13 protein-coding genes and 1 pseudogene are annotated in these 15,364 nt (G+C 36.8%); 11 read left to right on the plus strand and 3 right to left on the minus strand.

Annotation, left to right across the window (positions count from 1 at the left end; translation table 11 throughout):
- Positions 1 to 46: 46 nt before the first annotated feature.
- Complete coding sequence (locus tag ACTRXG_RS14020; protein ID WP_474285535.1) at positions 47 to 1,672, minus strand: aryl-sulfate sulfotransferase; 1,626 nt, start codon at positions 1,670 to 1,672, stop codon at positions 47 to 49.
- 182 nt (positions 1,673 to 1,854) lie between these two features.
- Between ACTRXG_RS14020 and ACTRXG_RS14025 the strand changes: the two genes are divergently transcribed.
- The 4 genes from ACTRXG_RS14025 (at position 1,855) to ACTRXG_RS14040 (ending at position 6,758) form a co-directional block, all read left to right on the plus strand.
- Positions 1,855 to 2,208, plus strand: a complete 354-nt coding sequence (locus ACTRXG_RS14025; protein ID WP_022794136.1) for a HesB/IscA family protein — start codon at positions 1,855 to 1,857, stop codon at positions 2,206 to 2,208.
- A gap of 168 nt (positions 2,209 to 2,376) precedes the next feature.
- Positions 2,377 to 3,405 carry a tyrosine-type recombinase/integrase gene (locus tag ACTRXG_RS14030; protein ID WP_474285537.1) on the plus strand — a complete coding sequence of 343 codons (1,029 nt, stop codon included), beginning with the start codon at positions 2,377 to 2,379 and terminating at the stop codon, positions 3,403 to 3,405.
- A gap of 508 nt (positions 3,406 to 3,913) precedes the next feature.
- Positions 3,914 to 5,155, plus strand: coding sequence for a DEAD/DEAH box helicase family protein (locus ACTRXG_RS14035; protein WP_474285538.1), 1,242 nt, complete (start codon positions 3,914 to 3,916; stop codon positions 5,153 to 5,155).
- 565 nt (positions 5,156 to 5,720) lie between these two features.
- Complete coding sequence (locus ACTRXG_RS14040; RefSeq protein WP_474285539.1) at positions 5,721 to 6,758, plus strand: hypothetical protein; 1,038 nt, start codon at positions 5,721 to 5,723, stop codon at positions 6,756 to 6,758.
- Between the two features lie 208 nt (positions 6,759 to 6,966).
- Here ACTRXG_RS14040 and ACTRXG_RS14045 read toward each other — a convergent pair whose 3' ends face one another.
- Positions 6,967 to 7,434, minus strand: coding sequence for an SHOCT domain-containing protein (locus tag ACTRXG_RS14045; RefSeq protein ID WP_474285541.1), 468 nt, complete (start codon positions 7,432 to 7,434; stop codon positions 6,967 to 6,969).
- A gap of 363 nt (positions 7,435 to 7,797) precedes the next feature.
- Between ACTRXG_RS14045 and ACTRXG_RS14050 the strand changes: the two genes are divergently transcribed.
- The 6 genes and pseudogenes from ACTRXG_RS14050 (at position 7,798) to ACTRXG_RS14075 (ending at position 12,622) form a co-directional block, all read left to right on the plus strand.
- The gene (locus ACTRXG_RS14050) at positions 7,798 to 8,376 is read left to right on the plus strand and encodes a tyrosine-type recombinase/integrase (RefSeq protein ID WP_474285542.1); all 579 of its coding nucleotides are present in this window, start codon (positions 7,798 to 7,800) and stop codon (positions 8,374 to 8,376) included.
- 163 nt (positions 8,377 to 8,539) lie between these two features.
- Positions 8,540 to 9,997: a DUF5677 domain-containing protein gene (locus ACTRXG_RS14055; RefSeq protein WP_474285543.1), complete on the plus strand. Its 1,458-nt coding sequence runs from the start codon at positions 8,540 to 8,542 to the stop codon at positions 9,995 to 9,997.
- Between the two features lie 42 nt (positions 9,998 to 10,039).
- A complete protein-coding gene (locus ACTRXG_RS14060) occupies positions 10,040 to 10,921 on the plus strand; it encodes a hypothetical protein (protein ID WP_474285544.1) in 882 nt (293 codons plus the stop codon).
- A gap of 145 nt (positions 10,922 to 11,066) precedes the next feature.
- The gene (locus tag ACTRXG_RS14065) at positions 11,067 to 11,759 is read left to right on the plus strand and encodes a hypothetical protein (protein WP_474285545.1); all 693 of its coding nucleotides are present in this window, start codon (positions 11,067 to 11,069) and stop codon (positions 11,757 to 11,759) included.
- Between the two features lie 165 nt (positions 11,760 to 11,924).
- Positions 11,925 to 12,044: pseudogene (locus ACTRXG_RS14070) on the plus strand (iron-sulfur cluster assembly accessory protein); the annotation flags it as partial.
- 107 nt (positions 12,045 to 12,151) lie between these two features.
- The gene (locus ACTRXG_RS14075; RefSeq protein ID WP_474263762.1) at positions 12,152 to 12,622 is read left to right on the plus strand and encodes a hypothetical protein; all 471 of its coding nucleotides are present in this window, start codon (positions 12,152 to 12,154) and stop codon (positions 12,620 to 12,622) included.
- A gap of 35 nt (positions 12,623 to 12,657) precedes the next feature.
- On the opposite strand, the gene ACTRXG_RS14080 is transcribed toward ACTRXG_RS14075, so the two are convergent.
- On the minus strand, positions 12,658 to 13,647 hold the full coding sequence (locus ACTRXG_RS14080; RefSeq protein ID WP_474263760.1) for an NAD(P)/FAD-dependent oxidoreductase: 990 nt from the start codon (positions 13,645 to 13,647) through the stop codon (positions 12,658 to 12,660).
- Positions 13,648 to 14,034: 387 nt separating this feature from the next.
- Between ACTRXG_RS14080 and ACTRXG_RS14085 the strand changes: the two genes are divergently transcribed.
- The gene (locus tag ACTRXG_RS14085) at positions 14,035 to 15,237 is read left to right on the plus strand and encodes an NAD(P)/FAD-dependent oxidoreductase (RefSeq protein ID WP_474263758.1); all 1,203 of its coding nucleotides are present in this window, start codon (positions 14,035 to 14,037) and stop codon (positions 15,235 to 15,237) included.
- Positions 15,238 to 15,364 lie beyond the last annotated feature (127 nt).

Below are 15,364 nucleotides of genomic sequence, written 5' to 3' on the forward strand. Positions count from 1 at the left end.
CATCGTGGTATTCCGGAAGGAAAGTAACAACGCCCAAAGCAGTTCTTCATTCGGAAGAAGTGTCCGCAGGGGAGGCCAAAGAGTAATTCCATGTCTCCGGGTAGAGAGGCAGCCTCTCGGCACGGTAAACAACCCGGCCGTCTCCTTCCTCGATACCGGAAAGCTCGAGTTCGTAGACTACTTCATCTGTGGTGCCGGCAGTTTCAACCACAGTGGCCTGATAGCCTTCCTCCACCTTCTGATAGCCGGAGGTGAGCAGGCGGTTTTCGGTTTCGTACAAATAATCAGCATCGCCGACCACGTTGGAGAAAAAATCTTTTCCGCGTTCCTCACCGTAGCTCCAAACGGTCTCCACGGTGCCTTCAGCTTCATTGATACGGTACTGAATGCCCTGGCTGAAATCCTGACTGATGGATTCATCGCCGCGGGTGACTACCCTGTTGTTATCAAACAGGAGGACATCCTTAGTGTCCGGGTTGTCATCCTGGTCTGGAAGAATCATTGGAGCGTGCTGGGCGCCGGGATATTTAATATTGCCGTTTTCTGGATCGAGTACTTTTTCGGACATATCTGCAGCCCAGCCCTCCGGGGCAGCCAGAATCCAGTTAATCTCCATATCCGGGTAAGTCAGGCTCATGACGGCGTCCTGATGGCGTCCGGATACGAGAATGCTTTTGTTATATTTGTCGTACCAGATAGCGTTTTGATGCATCCAGTCACCATCGCTTTCGTTCGGGCCGGAATATTCTTCGTACGCTTCAGAAGGAAAAATGTCTTTCAAATCAAGCGTTTCCATCGTTTCGCCGGTAGATCGGTCGATTTCCACCATAGTATCTTCTTCGTAAGAATTGCTGTTGTCGTGCACGGTAACTAAAAGGTTGTTATTTGGCAATTCGATGGCGTCATGGTGAATGACGTTAGTGTCCTCGTAGCTGGGCAGATTAATTTTGTACTGATGCTGAATCTTTCCAAGCATATCCGTTTCAAAAAGATACTCATTGCGGTTATCCTCAGACTGCGAGGCCCCGAGCAGCATATTTCCATTGGAGAGCCGTTTAAACACAAAACCCCCGGTCCGGGAAGAATACCAGCGGATATCTCCCTGCTCATCCACTCCATAAGCTTTGGATTTACCAGGAGTTAAAAAAGTAAGACCGGGTTCCATCTCCGCTGGAGAGCTTTCTATTACCTCTCTGTCATGAGCGAAAGCAGGAGTATCATTAGTTTCTATGGAAACGGTCTGCTCCTGAATGTTTCCCTGACGGTCTTCGGCTTCTATAGTAACTTCGTTGTCCGTACCAGGGTAAAGTCCGAGAACAGGCACGTCATGCTCCTGGTTAAAGGCAGGGTATGTATGTGTAATGTCCTGGGCCCCGCCACGGCTGGCAACCGTTACGGTGATACGGCTGGGACTTTCTGTACGGAATTTCGTCAAAGCAGTAAGTGGAGCCTCTCCGTAAGGGTCCTGGATAATCATTGGATTGTTAAACGTATGGTTTCCGTCGATATATTCCTGCTGCCACTCCTTTTCCATTTCCTCCTGTTCTTCGATTAAACTGGCCTCGCTGCTCGTGGTGGAGGCACTTTGGAAAATTGAAAAAGAAATGGTCTGGTTAGTATTTTCTGCAATAATGATCCATCCGACGGCAAGGGCGAGGATCAGAAAAGTCATTATTTTCAAAAAAACTCCTCCATACTTTAAATTTTTTAGAACTTTCTCACAAATATAAGCAAAATGAAAGTATTTGCCCATAAAAACGTCCGCCAGAAAAAACAAAAGAGGAATATTTGAAGAACGGAGGATAAGGGTCTATAATATAAATGAGCCTCAGATACACAAAGGAGGAAACACTAATGTTAGTATTATCGGATGCAGCAGCACAGCGTGTGCTCGACATGATTGAAGAAGAAGGCGACAGTTCACTATATATGCGTGTAGGTGTAAAAGGCGGCGGATGCACCGGCCTATCCTACGGCATGGGTTTTGATTCTATAGTAGAAGAAACTGACCAGGTGCTTGAAATCAAAGGTGTTCCAATCGTTGTAGACAGTGAGAGTGCTCCTGTCCTGGACGGCGTAAACATCGATTTCAAGGAAAACATGATGGGCGGCGGCTTCACGATCGACAATCCGAACGCCATCGCTTCCTGCGGCTGCGGCGCATCGTTCAAGACCGCAACCAAAGAAGGTACACCGGAGAAATGCTAGAAAAATAGCTTTAGAAAAAGCGGTCTAAGGGTTAAGGATTGATGGAATTATCTGTGTGTACTTAACCCCTCAATAGGGCGTAAACAACCCTAGAATCGCACACAGGACGTTAATACATGCCTTCTCGATAGTTAATGTTCACTCATTACTATTAGAGGAGGTTTTTTTATGGCTTTAAACAAAAGAAATCGGCGTAAGCCTGTCAGGAAAATGTCTGAGAACAAAGAGTATTTAGAATTAACATTAGCACAGGCTATTGATTTAGTAGTGGCGGGAAAGACTGCGGAAGGGTTAAGGGAGCGGACGCTGCGAGATTATAGAAAAGACTGGGGTTATTTTGTTTCTTGGGTGCAGAAAACTCACGAAATAGTGTATATTCATGAGCTTTCTCCGCATATTTTCCGGGAGTATATTAATTATTTGAAAAACGATGCAAAGAAATACGAGGGGCATAAGTATATTACGAATCCGCAAGGCACAGGATTAAGTGATACAACTATTAATATCCGCTTAAGAGTGTACAGGGCAATATTTAATTACTTGGAGCGGGAAGAGTTTATTCAGCAAAATCCTATAGCTAATATTAAACTCATACGACAAGATGTAGACCTCACCAATTGCTTTACGGAAGAAGAAGTGAAGCAATTGCTTATGCAACCCAATCAGAGGGATTATGTAGGTTTTAGGGATTACGTTGCTATGATGATCCTATTGGATTGCGGTTTGAGAGCAAAGGAATTGTTAAGTTTATCAATGAAAGATATAGATTTTCAAACTAGATTCATTACCCTAAATGCAGAAAAGAACAAAAATCGCAAAACCCGTTTAGTGCCTGTTTCCCTTCACGTTATCAAACTTTTATTATATTTGATTGAAGAAAATAAAAAGAACTTTGATTCGGAGGATATATTTTTATCTTCATACGGCGAACCTTTAGGGCAGAATCATTTCAATAAAAGATTAAAATATTACGCTGAAAAAGCAGGTGTTTGTGATAAAAAAGTAACTGCTCATGTCTACAGACATACATGGGCAAAAACCATGGTATTAAATGGATGTGATCCATTTTCACTGCAAAAGTTAGGGGGATGGAATGACATGAGAACTGTAAGAAGGTATGTTCAATTGGACTCCCAAGAATTGCGTTTAAGTCATGATCGTTTTTCGCCTGTGATGAATTTATATCGAAAACGTTAAATCATTAATCATTTAAATTCTCATTCCAGAAAATTTCTTATTAGTTTTGAACACCCTGAAAACCATACTTTTTAAAATTCGAATGTTCTAGAATCATGGAGTTAAGAGAGTTCAGATACAATAATTTGGGCTGCAAGCTTGTCTTGCAGTCCCGAATTATTGGCCTTAGTGCGAAAGAGGTGCGTGTCCGTTAGGACAAACGTACCTCTTTTGTAATAAGGTAAAATGCAGCGAGCAAAGCTCGTCTGCTTAGTGTAACATATAAACTTGACAAATATCTAAATATAACATATAATAAGATTAAGCGCAATGAAAAAAAGCGCTTTTATTATTCTTCACTTAAGGGGAGGAGGCTGGAAGTGTTGTTAATACAAGGTTTTTTTAGAAAAACTGCACTTTAATATTTTTGAAAGTTTAAACGTAGTAACTAAAGAGAAGGAGGAACTAATACGAATTAATATTAGCTAGGTAATAGATCAAAAAATACATAGAATGGAAGAAAAGAACAGTGAAAAATGAAAATATAACAATTGTAGACTCAATAATGGGTAGTGGGAAAACAAGTTGGGCTAAGCAGTATATGAACGAAAACAAAAAACAAAAAAGGTTTATATACGTTTCGCCGTACCTAGAAGAAATTAGAAACAATATTACAATAGATTGTCCGTTTTTGATAGAACCAGATCCACAAAAGGGTAAAGGAAGCAAGCTAACTCACTTTAAGGAACTAGTAGCCCAGGGAGAAAGTATTGTAACCACTCATGCTTTATTTGGACTCTTCGATAATGAAGTGTTGGACTTACTGAAAGATGCAGGTTACATATTGATTTTAGATGAGGTAGCAAACGTAATTGAGCGCATAGAGAAAATTTCCAAATTTGACATAGATATAATGCTACAAGCTAATCTAATAGAGTTAGAAGATAATAAAGTTAGGTGGAATAGTAGTTATTATAGCGGAGTATTTCACAGTAAATATGTAAGTTTGAAGTCTTTGGCTGAGCAGAACAATATATACATATTTAACAATCAAATGTTATTTTGGACGTTTCCGATTCAAATATTCAAGACGTTTTCAGAAACATACATACTAACTTATTTATTTAAAGGACAAGTACAAAGATACTATTATGATATGTTTAAATTAAATTATGGGTATAGGTCTGTAGAAAAATTAGGACATAATTATGTTTTAACTACATACGATCCATCAGCAGAAGGAAGGGAAGCGTATGCGAACTTGATTAATATATACGAGGGGAAAATGAACGAAAATTATTTAAGTGTGCCCAAAGCTAAGGGTAATGAGTTATCTTCAACATGGTTAAAGTATGCTAAAGAAGAACAAATTTTGAGGTTGCAGAAAAACTTGTATACTTACTTTAGAAAATACGGAAAATCTAACGATAACTTATGGACAACAAAAAAAGACAAAAAATCAAAACTGAAAGGGAAAGGGTATACAAAAGGTTTTACTGCGTGGACGACGAGGGCTACAAATGATTATCAAGAATATCACAATTTGGCTTTTGTTTATAATTTGTATATGAATCCTTTTGAAAGCTCATTTTTTGAAAAACAGGGCGTCCGAGTAGATCAAGATTTATTAGCTTTAAGTCATTTATTACAATGGGTGTGGAGGAGCGCAATAAGAAAAGAAGTCCCCGAAGAAATAAACATCTATATTCCTAGTTTAAGGATGAGGACTTTGTTCAAACAATGGTTGGAGGGTGAAGAAATAGGTTTTTAACTATGGGGAAGTGAAAGAATAAACACGAGTGTGATGAAAACTTTGGTTAACTTAAATCATTTAACATAAACACTAAAGAATAGTGTAAGTTAACCAAAATTTTTAAAACATAACCAGTAAATATTAGATAACGTAGTCAACAGTAGAGGAGTACAATATTTAGTTTATTAGTTCTTGTTCCAGAGAGGCTTTCAATTCTGCTTTTTTCGCTTGGCTAAATTGCTTTCTTCTAGTGATTTCCTAAATACTATTATGAAAAAATAGAGAATGAAGAATAGGTGGATTTAAGAGAGAACACTTTAGTTTAATTCTTTTATAGTGAATGAAATATAATTGTCTAACATCTGCTTTTAGCAGGTGTTTTTTTGAAAACAATATCTACTGTACAACAATAGTCGCATGATTAAATTTACAAATAAAATGAAAATATTTCCTTAAAACAAGTAGATATTATCTACGTAAGTGCTATATTATAGTTAAGTAAAAAACTAAGAAACTTGGCTTTTTAGTAAGAAAATGTATTTGAGAGAAGCTTGCGGAGCATTTCAAAAAGAGGGGGATAAAAATGGGAAGTTTTTTTAGTGCTTTAATTGCTCTGATCGGTTTGGTAGTAATCATTGTTTCTGTTATTTGGTTGCTAATAAATGTTTTTAGAAAAAAAGAGAAGAAAAAACCGTCTAGTTATATTGGTGTAGGCTTTGTCTTATTTATTATTGCCCTGTTCATTCCTATGACTGAAGAAGAAAAAAATATTCGAATCGATGAACAGAAAATGACTTATAGTGATTTATTGAATGCAGTGGAGGATAAAGAAACCGAACTTGCAAAATTAGATGAAGCTTTCAAAATAGAAGAAGAAAAATTAGAAGCTAAACAAGGTGAAGTAAAAGATAAAGAGACAGAAGTAGAAGAAATAGATAGCTTGATAAGTGAAAAAGAAAATATAAAATCTGAAATTGCGGAATTAGAAAATCAACATGAAGATCAAAGTAATTCTTTATCAGATAAGTTAAAGCAAGAAGAAGAAAAATATGAGCAGGAATTACAAGAAATAAAAAACGAACATGAAACAGAACTTGAAGAACAAACAGAAAATTTTCAATCAAAGGAAGAAGAAATTAACAATGAAATTCAAAAGCTAGAAACTAAGGTTACTAATAAAGAAAAGACAACAGAAGAAGATATTGTGGCTTTGGATCAGAAGGTTGAAGATGAGGAAAAAATAGTAGAAGAAGAAGTTTTAGGTGTAAATGAAAAAGTCGAGGCTAGAGAAAAAGAACTGGAGGACTTAAAAGAAGAAATAGAGCAAAGAAACGAGGAATTAAATAATATAGGCGAGGCCATCAAAGAGAAAAATGAAGAACCTGTTTCACTTAGTGCTGGAATGTTTACAGCAGGAAAAGATTTTTCCCCAGGTCGATACAAAGCGGTTTCAGATAAAAATGCAGAAAATTTCTTTGTATACAATGCTTATGGCGACACGGTAGTTAACACTATCCTTGGCAACGATGAGGACTTTAGTGAAAAAGAATATGTGTTCGAGATTGAAGATGGAGGCAGTATAGAATCGAGTGGAGCAGTAACGCTCATACCTGTACAATAAATATAATAATGTTTAAGCGGTGCATTACCGTAATATAAATCTCAGACAACCTATGTATGTATGTTTGGGTGATTGTAAATAAAATAATAGTTTTATTAATTAAAGCTTAAAAGAGTTAAACATTTATCAGTAAAGAAGGTACTAATAAGTAAATAGGGAAAATAAAAATAACTCGCATGAATTACATGGCGAGTTATTTTTTGTAATATTACGTTTCAAGCAATTGTTTCTTCTTCGTTTGAAACTCTTCTTCTGAAATTATGCCATCGTCTAGTAACTCTTTATACTTTCTGATCTCTTCTGATGCACTTGCAGGTGGTGCTGTAGAAGTAGAATTGTATTTACTGTTCATGATGTCCTCAGCATATTCTTTTATTTCATGAGCTTTCGGAGAGTCTTTTTTAATGAATGCTATAGTGTTTTCATCTTTTACAGCTTCGAACACGCCGCCTTTTCCTTCACTACTACCGCTAAAGGCAAATTGCAAATAACCCGTAGTAATTCTAGGTTCTTTAAGCTGAACACTCGTAACATTTCTTAAATCAATAGACTTTTCTCCGTCAAGCCCATGGTTAACAGCGTTGGTTAAACCTTTTCTTTTAATACGTAAAAAGCTTCCTTCAAGGATTACTGTAGTTTTAGATGATTTAAAATAATATTCTTTTTTATCACTCATACTAATGCTCCTTCCGCTTATATTAATATTAAACAAAACTTTAGTACTATGATTTTAACAAAAAATAAAAAAATATACATTAACTTTCTGAAATATAACAGTACTATCTTTAAAAACACGTAAAAAATATATACGTATGAATTTCTATGGAATGTTGTCATTGAAGGTTAATTTACGTATGTATTAAATTGGTACATATAATTTTGTATTAGTAAGTATGTATGTAACAAAATACCTATTAAGTTACATTCAAAAGTGCTAAAACACTGGATTATACTCAATTGTATGGTATGATTCTAGTTAATAAGAAATATGTTACATTCAAAACCTTGATTTTATTGACTTTAGAAAAGAGGAACTCGAATGACAATAAAAAATACTGATAAACGAAAAGAAGTAAAAAATGTACAACCCTTAAGGTTATTAAATCAAATTGAGGATATGAAATGGAGCTTAAAAAAATATTGTTCCCAAAGGGATTATATTTTGTTTTTAATGGGCATTAATACTGGTCTGCGTGTTAGTGACTTATTGCAGTTGCAGGTAAAAGATGTTTTTGGTAAGAGAAGCTTAATAATCAAAGAAGGAAAAACACAAAAACCACGGAAAATTTATTTGAATAACATTTATGATGAATTAGAAAGCTATTTAAGCGGCCTCAAAGGATCGAAATGGGTTTTCCCAAGTCGTAAAGGTGATAAGCCTATCACTCGTATTCAAGCTTATAGGCAACTTAATAAGAGTGCTAATATGGTAGATATCAATGAGGGAATTGGCACGCATACGATGAGAAAAACTTTTGGATATTGGTACTATAAAAAAACAAATGATATTGCTTCATTGCAAATGATATTGAATCATTCGCATCCAGAAATAAGTTTAAAATATATCGGTATTACTGAAGAAGAAATTGAAAATAGTTTGAGTAGTTTTATGTTATAGGTTTTTATTGTAGACGGGGGCTATTTATTACCATTGCCAGATAGAGTGGCAGTGAAAAAGTATAGGCACTTCTACGCCCGCATACGGTATTCATTTACACTTAGAGCGATTTCTTTAAAAGAATTTACTGGAATTACTATTTTAAATATAAGGAGCTTTTTGCATGGGAAGAGCAAGTAACAGAAAAAAAGAAAAAAGGAAAAATAATCGAACTCCAATTTCTTCACATGAGAGGCAAAATAAAAACTTAATTCCACCAATAAACAAGATTGACAAGTTGAGTTTAGCTTCATGGTCTGATGAAAGAATGCCTGAAAATATGTGGGTTGCATTAATAATTTGTTTAAATGAAAGGGAAGAAGCTATATATAAATTAAAATTGATTACGAAATATTTTTATGATCTCGAAGAAGAAAAAAGACCAAAAAGCTTATCAATAACTAATTTATCGAAACTCGATGATGAAGTATTTGAAGGATTTTTAGATTTGGCATGTAATCATCTAGAATTAAGAGAATCATTAACTCCTTTAGATTTATTTGAAAACCTTCCTAATAAAAATAAGTGGGGGAAATACTTAAGTATTTATAGCAATGAAGAAGAGTGGGGGAAATTATACTTAACTGTAGCTAATTGTATTGATCAACAATCGTTAGAATCTACAGATTGTAGATGGTTCATTGTGCATTATATAGCGGTTATAGGTCGCCTTAATTTGCAAAACCCAGAACAGGGTGAAATGATTCTTAATTACCCTTATGTAGAAGAAGAAGAAAAAGTAAAAGGATTTATAAGAAGTAGTGAAGGAGCTATTTCCCAGATGTTTTCAGAAGAAGATGATGGAAAATGGGTATATGATTTTTGGGAGCAGGGGATGAAAGATACTCCTTGCTGGAAATTAGGATTTGAACCTAGTTTGGATCAGACTCTTGATATAGAGAGGGAAAGTCTAACAATTGTGAAAAGCCAATTAAAAAAATATTTTACTATGACTAATACCACTACAAAAGTCGATGCCAAACATGACACCATCTTTGGTTTAGCTATGTACTGCTTGGAAATACTAGATGAATTGAGTAGCTATAATAATAATACGACTATTATAAGTAGGTTGGGTTTAAGAACTATCACAGAATGTTATATTAGTTTAGCTTATCTATGCCATAAAAATAATGAAGAATTATGGATAGCATACAGGAATTACGGTTCTGGACAAGCTAAGTTGACCTCGTTGAAATTCGAAGAAATGGAAGGGACACCAAAATATGCGAATAAAGAAACACTAGAAGCATTAGCCAATGAGGATAAATGGGAGGAGTTTTTAAATATTAATTTGGGTCATTGGGAGAAATCTAATTTAAGATCGATGAGTAATAGTTCAGGAGTCAAAAAAACGTATGATACTTATTACGATTGGACATCTAACTTTTCTCATGGACAATGGGCTGCTGTTCGAAATTCTACTTTTGATACATGTGGGAACCCTATGCATAGGCTTCATAGAATCCCTAAAGAAAAACCCGAATTAAATGATGTCACACAGGATGCTAAGATATTAACTAATAAAATATTGGATTTAGTAAATAAAAATTACCCTGAAGTCGATTTGAAGTTATCTTAATGATTATTCAATTGAAAAATAAAATATGTTAGGAGGCAGACAATGACAAGGTCTAGTATGGTGGGGGCTACTGATTATAGCGGACAATCATTGCAAGAAATGATCGTTGATTTGAAGGATTGGAAAAATAACATCAAAGAGGTGCAGAATATTTTTGCAGAAACAATTAAAGACCTTCAAGAAAATGGTTATTGGGCTTCGGTAGATTATGATTTTGAAGTCAGTTGTTATTCATTAGAAAGAGACTTTAAGAATAGCCTAACGGACATAGATGAAGTTTTGTGGGGTATCAATAATGAAATACAAGACTACCATGTTAGATTATTAAAAAACCGTGGACAAAAAGCAAAGGAAGATCATGCTCATCATAGGAAAACCTGGAAAGCGTCTATAAGGGCTTATGATAACAGTATCGAGTTCAATAAGTTAGAAACTTTATATAAAGAAGGTTCTGACATGACTGGGGATATGATTGACTTACTAAATCTATCGAGTAGACTTCAAGATTTTGTAGGAAGAAAAAGAAATCATAGTCCCCATAGTACTTCGAATACATCATATATTAATAATTTTCATGCTTCTGTGCAAGGATATATGCAAAATATCAATAGTCAAGGAGTAGAACAGTTTAATGATAATTCTTCATCTAACAATGAGGAGATAGAGAAACTGAAGGAAACTATCTACGAGTTAAAAGAATCAATTCTACCTGAAATAAAAGAAAAACGTGAATTTGAAGAAATCCGAGAGAATATTTTGGATTTAGAAAAAGAAATTAATGCAGATCATCCAAAGAAAAATCGTGTTAAAAGTTTTGGTAAATCTTTAATCGAAGATATGCAAAAGTTCAATACAATTAATGCATTTTCGGTAAATGTAAATCCGTATATTGCTCAATTGACAAGTCTTATTAATAATTTATAGTTGTTGCTTGTAGTTTAATTTAAACACTAGTTAAAAGAATCAGACATAAATATACAATTATTAACTTTATGCTTACTTTAAAAGTTTTTAATGCAAAAATTATGAATCTGTGGTTTTTAAGCTGCATACGAGTAGGTGTATGGAATTGAATTTTATTAAAGTTCTAAAAAGTAAACATTCATTTGTTTGGGATATAATTTCTGATCGAACTTTTCAATTCATAATTAATACAAGTATAAGCATCATCGGTTTTGTATTAATTCCGCTATATATTCTTTATCATAAGGAAGTAAATACTTTTGTAATGAATTTATGGCATAAGGATATTATTAAAAAAACAGCAAGCGAAAATGAATCTAATCAAAAAAATAGAAAAAGTAAAGAAGTGTTTGAAGATGATAGAATTAATAGTGAAAATTTGAAAAGTGAAGCATATGGAAGTGAAAGAAAACAAAAACATGAAGATTTTTTTTACACCAATGTATTGCTTGAACTTCAAAAAAAAGTAGTTAAAATTCAAAGAGAGTTAGTGGTTTATCGTTATGAAGTATTATATGAAACTAGAAGGGCTTATTTGAGTGATTTGATAACATTTATAGAGGAAAATGAAACTCAATTTACGAGTGAATTGGAAAAAAATATTAAAAATAAGGCTATTGAATTTCGAAAAAAAATAGGGGATTTTGATGAGCACGATGAAAGGACTAGAAAATTATTGGGGCCTCAAGCAGAATGGCATGCTAGTATAGTTGAAAGAAAAAAAGAAATAGCTGAAGAGAAATTTAGTGAACTAACAGCATTAATCGAAGAGTATAAAAGAAAATATTTAGATTCATAGTAATATATTAAGGAAGTAAAAAAAAATTTTGGCATTAGGATTGATTGCTAATGAAAAACAATATACTATATAAAGTAATTAACAATCATTTAGGCATGTAATTAACAACCGTTCCTACAATTTTTAACCCTTCAAACAGCTAACAAACGCTGTTATATCAGCACTTTCAAGGAAAACATGATGGGCGGCGGCTTCACGATCGACAATCCGAACGCCATCGCTTCCTGCGGCTGCGGCGCATCGTTCAAGACCGCAACCAAAGAAGGTACACCGGAGAAGTGCTAGAAAAATAGCTTTAGAAAAAGCGGCTGTCAGTGCACAGCTGCTTTTTTTGTGTTTTACTGGTCACATACAGGCATAATTTGTAAAATGTGAAAATAGGGGAGTCAGTTATGAAAAAACGAACAATCTTTACAGGAACGCTTGGAATACTTATGCTGACAGGCTGTGGAAGCAGCTTATCAGACGAAGAACAGCAGTACATAGACAAAGTGGACGAAAGTGCCACAGAAATTCACGAGCTGGACACGCAGCTTACAGAAGCCGTGAACGCTGTAGAAAATGAAGAAGAAGGGGCAGCCGAAGAATTGCAAAGCATGCAGGAAGATATTTTTGTAACAGCCTATGATAACGTCGAAGCAATCAGCGTGCCGGAGGGCGAAGACATGCAGGCAGTGTATGACGCGCACGTTTCTTATGCAAACCAATATGTGTTTATTGCTGAAGAGTTAATGAGCACCGAGGATTTGCAGCAGTCGATTGGAGAAAACATCAACCCGGTGCTTGAGCGGATGGAAGAGGAGGAGAGCAGCTTTGCCGACACGGTGGAGGAAGAAACCGGCGAAGAGATCAGCTTTGAATAGCAAAAAAACGATCCGTATTCGGGATCGTTTTTTTATTAAAACATATGGGAGCTGTGTCCTGGCTGGACTTTTGCCTTTGGATTAATATAATTCATCGCATTGTTGACGGCTGTAGGAGCTTCTCCGAAGCCGGTAGCAATTAATTTTACTTTGCCGTCGTAGGAAGTAACGTCTCCTGCTGCGTATACGCCCGGAATATTCGTTTCCATTTTCGTGTTTACAATGATGGAATTTTTATGAATATCAAGTCCCCATTCTTTAATAGGGCCCAGTGAAGAAACGAAGCCGTAGTTGACGATCAGGGAATCAACGTCGACGATCTGCTCATCGGAGCCTTTCACTTCTTCGAAAACGACCTGCTGAATACGTTCGCCATCTCCGATAACATCTTTAACCTGAAACGGTGTGAGAATATCCACATTCGACTGGTTAAGCTGTTCGACACTGTGCTCGTGGGCACGGAATTTATCCCGGCGGTGGGCAAGAGTGACATCTGCAATCGGATCAAGCATGTTTGCCCAGTCAACAGCCGAGTCGCCGCCGCCTAGAATTGTTACTTTTTCACCGGCAAACGCCTGAAGATCGTTAACAAAATAATGAAGATTCGAATCTTCGTATGGTTCCATTCCGTCGATTTGAAGCTTCCTTGGCTGAAAGGCGCCTACACCGGCGGTGATAATAATAGTGCGGGTGTAATGGACTCCTTTATCCGTGTGGAGCTCGATAAGATCATCTTCGTTGCGGATAACATTTTCTACGCTTTGTTCAAGCACTACTTCCGGATTGAACGGGTTCATCTGTTCAATTAAATTATCCACAAGCTCCTGGGCACGGACCTTCGGAAACCCTGCCACATCATATATAAACTTTTCGGGGTAGAGGGCAGCAAGCTGTCCCCCGAGTTGTGGCATACTTTCAATAATTTTAACTTTAGCCTGGCGCATTCCTCCGTAAAATGCGGTAAACAAACCGGTAGGGCCGCCGCCAATAATGGTCACATCATATATATCTGACTCTAATACCACTAAGGTACACCTCCAAGAATCTTTTCAAATTTCAATCCATTATAATACTGATTGAGAAAAATAGAAACCAATTGAGAAATTGTTTCAAGAGTTACATTGTAACATAAGCAAAATCAGTGCCAAGGGTATTTCCCTGCTGCGTTTAGGAAGAAGGGATGAAAAAAGGTGAAAATCGGGAAAAAGGTTGAAATATTATAGCAAAACCCATAATATTAAATACGGGGTTTGTGTCTATTTTTTTACAAAAAGCAACGCGTTAAAAGCAGAAAACGAAGCGAACTTTTCTTTTTTATTAAAGAAAAGTCGGTTTGATATAGTTATGTACGTGAAATAAATCACATACATGGGCTGCTTTTAACAAAAATCTAAAAGATGGAAGTGATTGACATGGCAGGAAAAACAAATATTGTTATTTTAGGCGCTGGCTATGCTGGTCTCGTTTCCGCTTCAAAGCTTGCAAAAGAAGTAGGAACAGACAATGCAAACATTACGCTGGTCAGCAGGCACGATTATCACTATCAGACAACCTGGCTGCACGAGCCGGCTGCAGGAACGCTTCACCATGACCGCACCCGTATTAAAGTCAGTAAAATTCTTGATTTAAATAAAATTAACTTTGTACAGGACGAAGCTACAAAAGTTGTTACAGAAGAAAAGAAAGTAACGCTTGCTTCCGGCGGCGAACTGCAGTACGACTACATTATCGTAGGCGTTGGGGCTATTTCTGAAACATTCGGCATCGAAGGCGTTTATGAAAACTCCTATCACCGCTGGACGGTGGACGGCGCCCGCCAGATGAAGGACCGCATTGAGTATATGTTTGCCCGTTATCACAGCGACGAAGCAAAAGAAGAAGACCTGACGTTTGTTGTAGCAGGCGCTGGTTTTACCGGTATGGAATTCATGGGCGAGCTGAGTGAACGTGTACCTAAGCTTTGTAAAGAGTACGATGTACCGCGCAATAAAGTGAAAATGTACGTTATCGAAGCGATGCCAACAGCACTTCCAGGCTTCGATCCGGAGCTTGTGGAATATGCCATGAATCTACTCGAAAACCGCGGAGTGGAATTCAAACTGGATTCACCGATCAAAGCAGTAACGGAAAACAGTGTAGAGTTGAATACTGGTGAATCCGTGAAAACATCGACAGTAATCTGGGCAACTGGTGTCCGCGGCAATCCGCTTATCGAGGAATCTGGTTTTGAAAACAACCGTGCCCGTGTGAAAGTTGATGACGATCTGCGTGCTCCCGGTCATGAACGCGAATTCATTATCGGTGACTGTTCTCTGATCATCAATACAGAAATCGACCGTCCGTTCCCGCCGACAGCTCAAATCGCTCTCCAGCAGGGCGAAACAGCTGCCGACAATATCAAAGCATTGATGGAAGGACGTCCGACAGAAGCATTTGTAGCTGATATCAAAGGTACAGTGGCTTCTCTCGGTGGAAAAGAGGCGATTGGCGTCGTAGGTTCGAAAAAGCTTTACGGCCGTCCTGCTTACTTTATGAAAAAAGTGATCGAAAACCGTGCACTATGGGTTCTCGGTGGCTTTGGCTTCCTGCTCCGCAAAGGACAGAGCCCGTTCTAAAAGGAATACAGGAAAATAAGAATCCCCCGGCAAACTATGCCGGGGGCTTCTCAGGCTGTCGAGAAAGTCTCCTTTCTCGACAGTTTTTTTGTAGGCAAGCGCCCCGAAGGGTCGTATACTAAAAAGA

This window comes from Marinococcus sp. LNSP9103-4, from assembly GCF_056034345.1.

Coding starts and splice junctions, on each gene's coding strand:
- ACTRXG_RS14020 (WP_474285535.1), bottom strand. CDS start 1,672: ATGACTTTTCTGATCCTCGCCCTTGCCGTCGGATGGATCATTATTGCA.
- ACTRXG_RS14025 (WP_022794136.1), top strand. CDS start 1,855: ATGTTAGTATTATCGGATGCAGCAGCACAGCGTGTGCTCGACATGATT.
- ACTRXG_RS14030 (WP_474285537.1), top strand. CDS start 2,377: ATGGCTTTAAACAAAAGAAATCGGCGTAAGCCTGTCAGGAAAATGTCT.
- ACTRXG_RS14040 (WP_474285539.1), top strand. CDS start 5,721: ATGGGAAGTTTTTTTAGTGCTTTAATTGCTCTGATCGGTTTGGTAGTA.
- ACTRXG_RS14045 (WP_474285541.1), bottom strand. CDS start 7,434: ATGAGTGATAAAAAAGAATATTATTTTAAATCATCTAAAACTACAGTA.
- ACTRXG_RS14050 (WP_474285542.1), top strand. CDS start 7,798: ATGACAATAAAAAATACTGATAAACGAAAAGAAGTAAAAAATGTACAA.
- ACTRXG_RS14055 (WP_474285543.1), top strand. CDS start 8,540: ATGGGAAGAGCAAGTAACAGAAAAAAAGAAAAAAGGAAAAATAATCGA.
- ACTRXG_RS14060 (WP_474285544.1), top strand. CDS start 10,040: ATGACAAGGTCTAGTATGGTGGGGGCTACTGATTATAGCGGACAATCA.
- ACTRXG_RS14075 (WP_474263762.1), top strand. CDS start 12,152: ATGAAAAAACGAACAATCTTTACAGGAACGCTTGGAATACTTATGCTG.
- ACTRXG_RS14085 (WP_474263758.1), top strand. CDS start 14,035: ATGGCAGGAAAAACAAATATTGTTATTTTAGGCGCTGGCTATGCTGGT.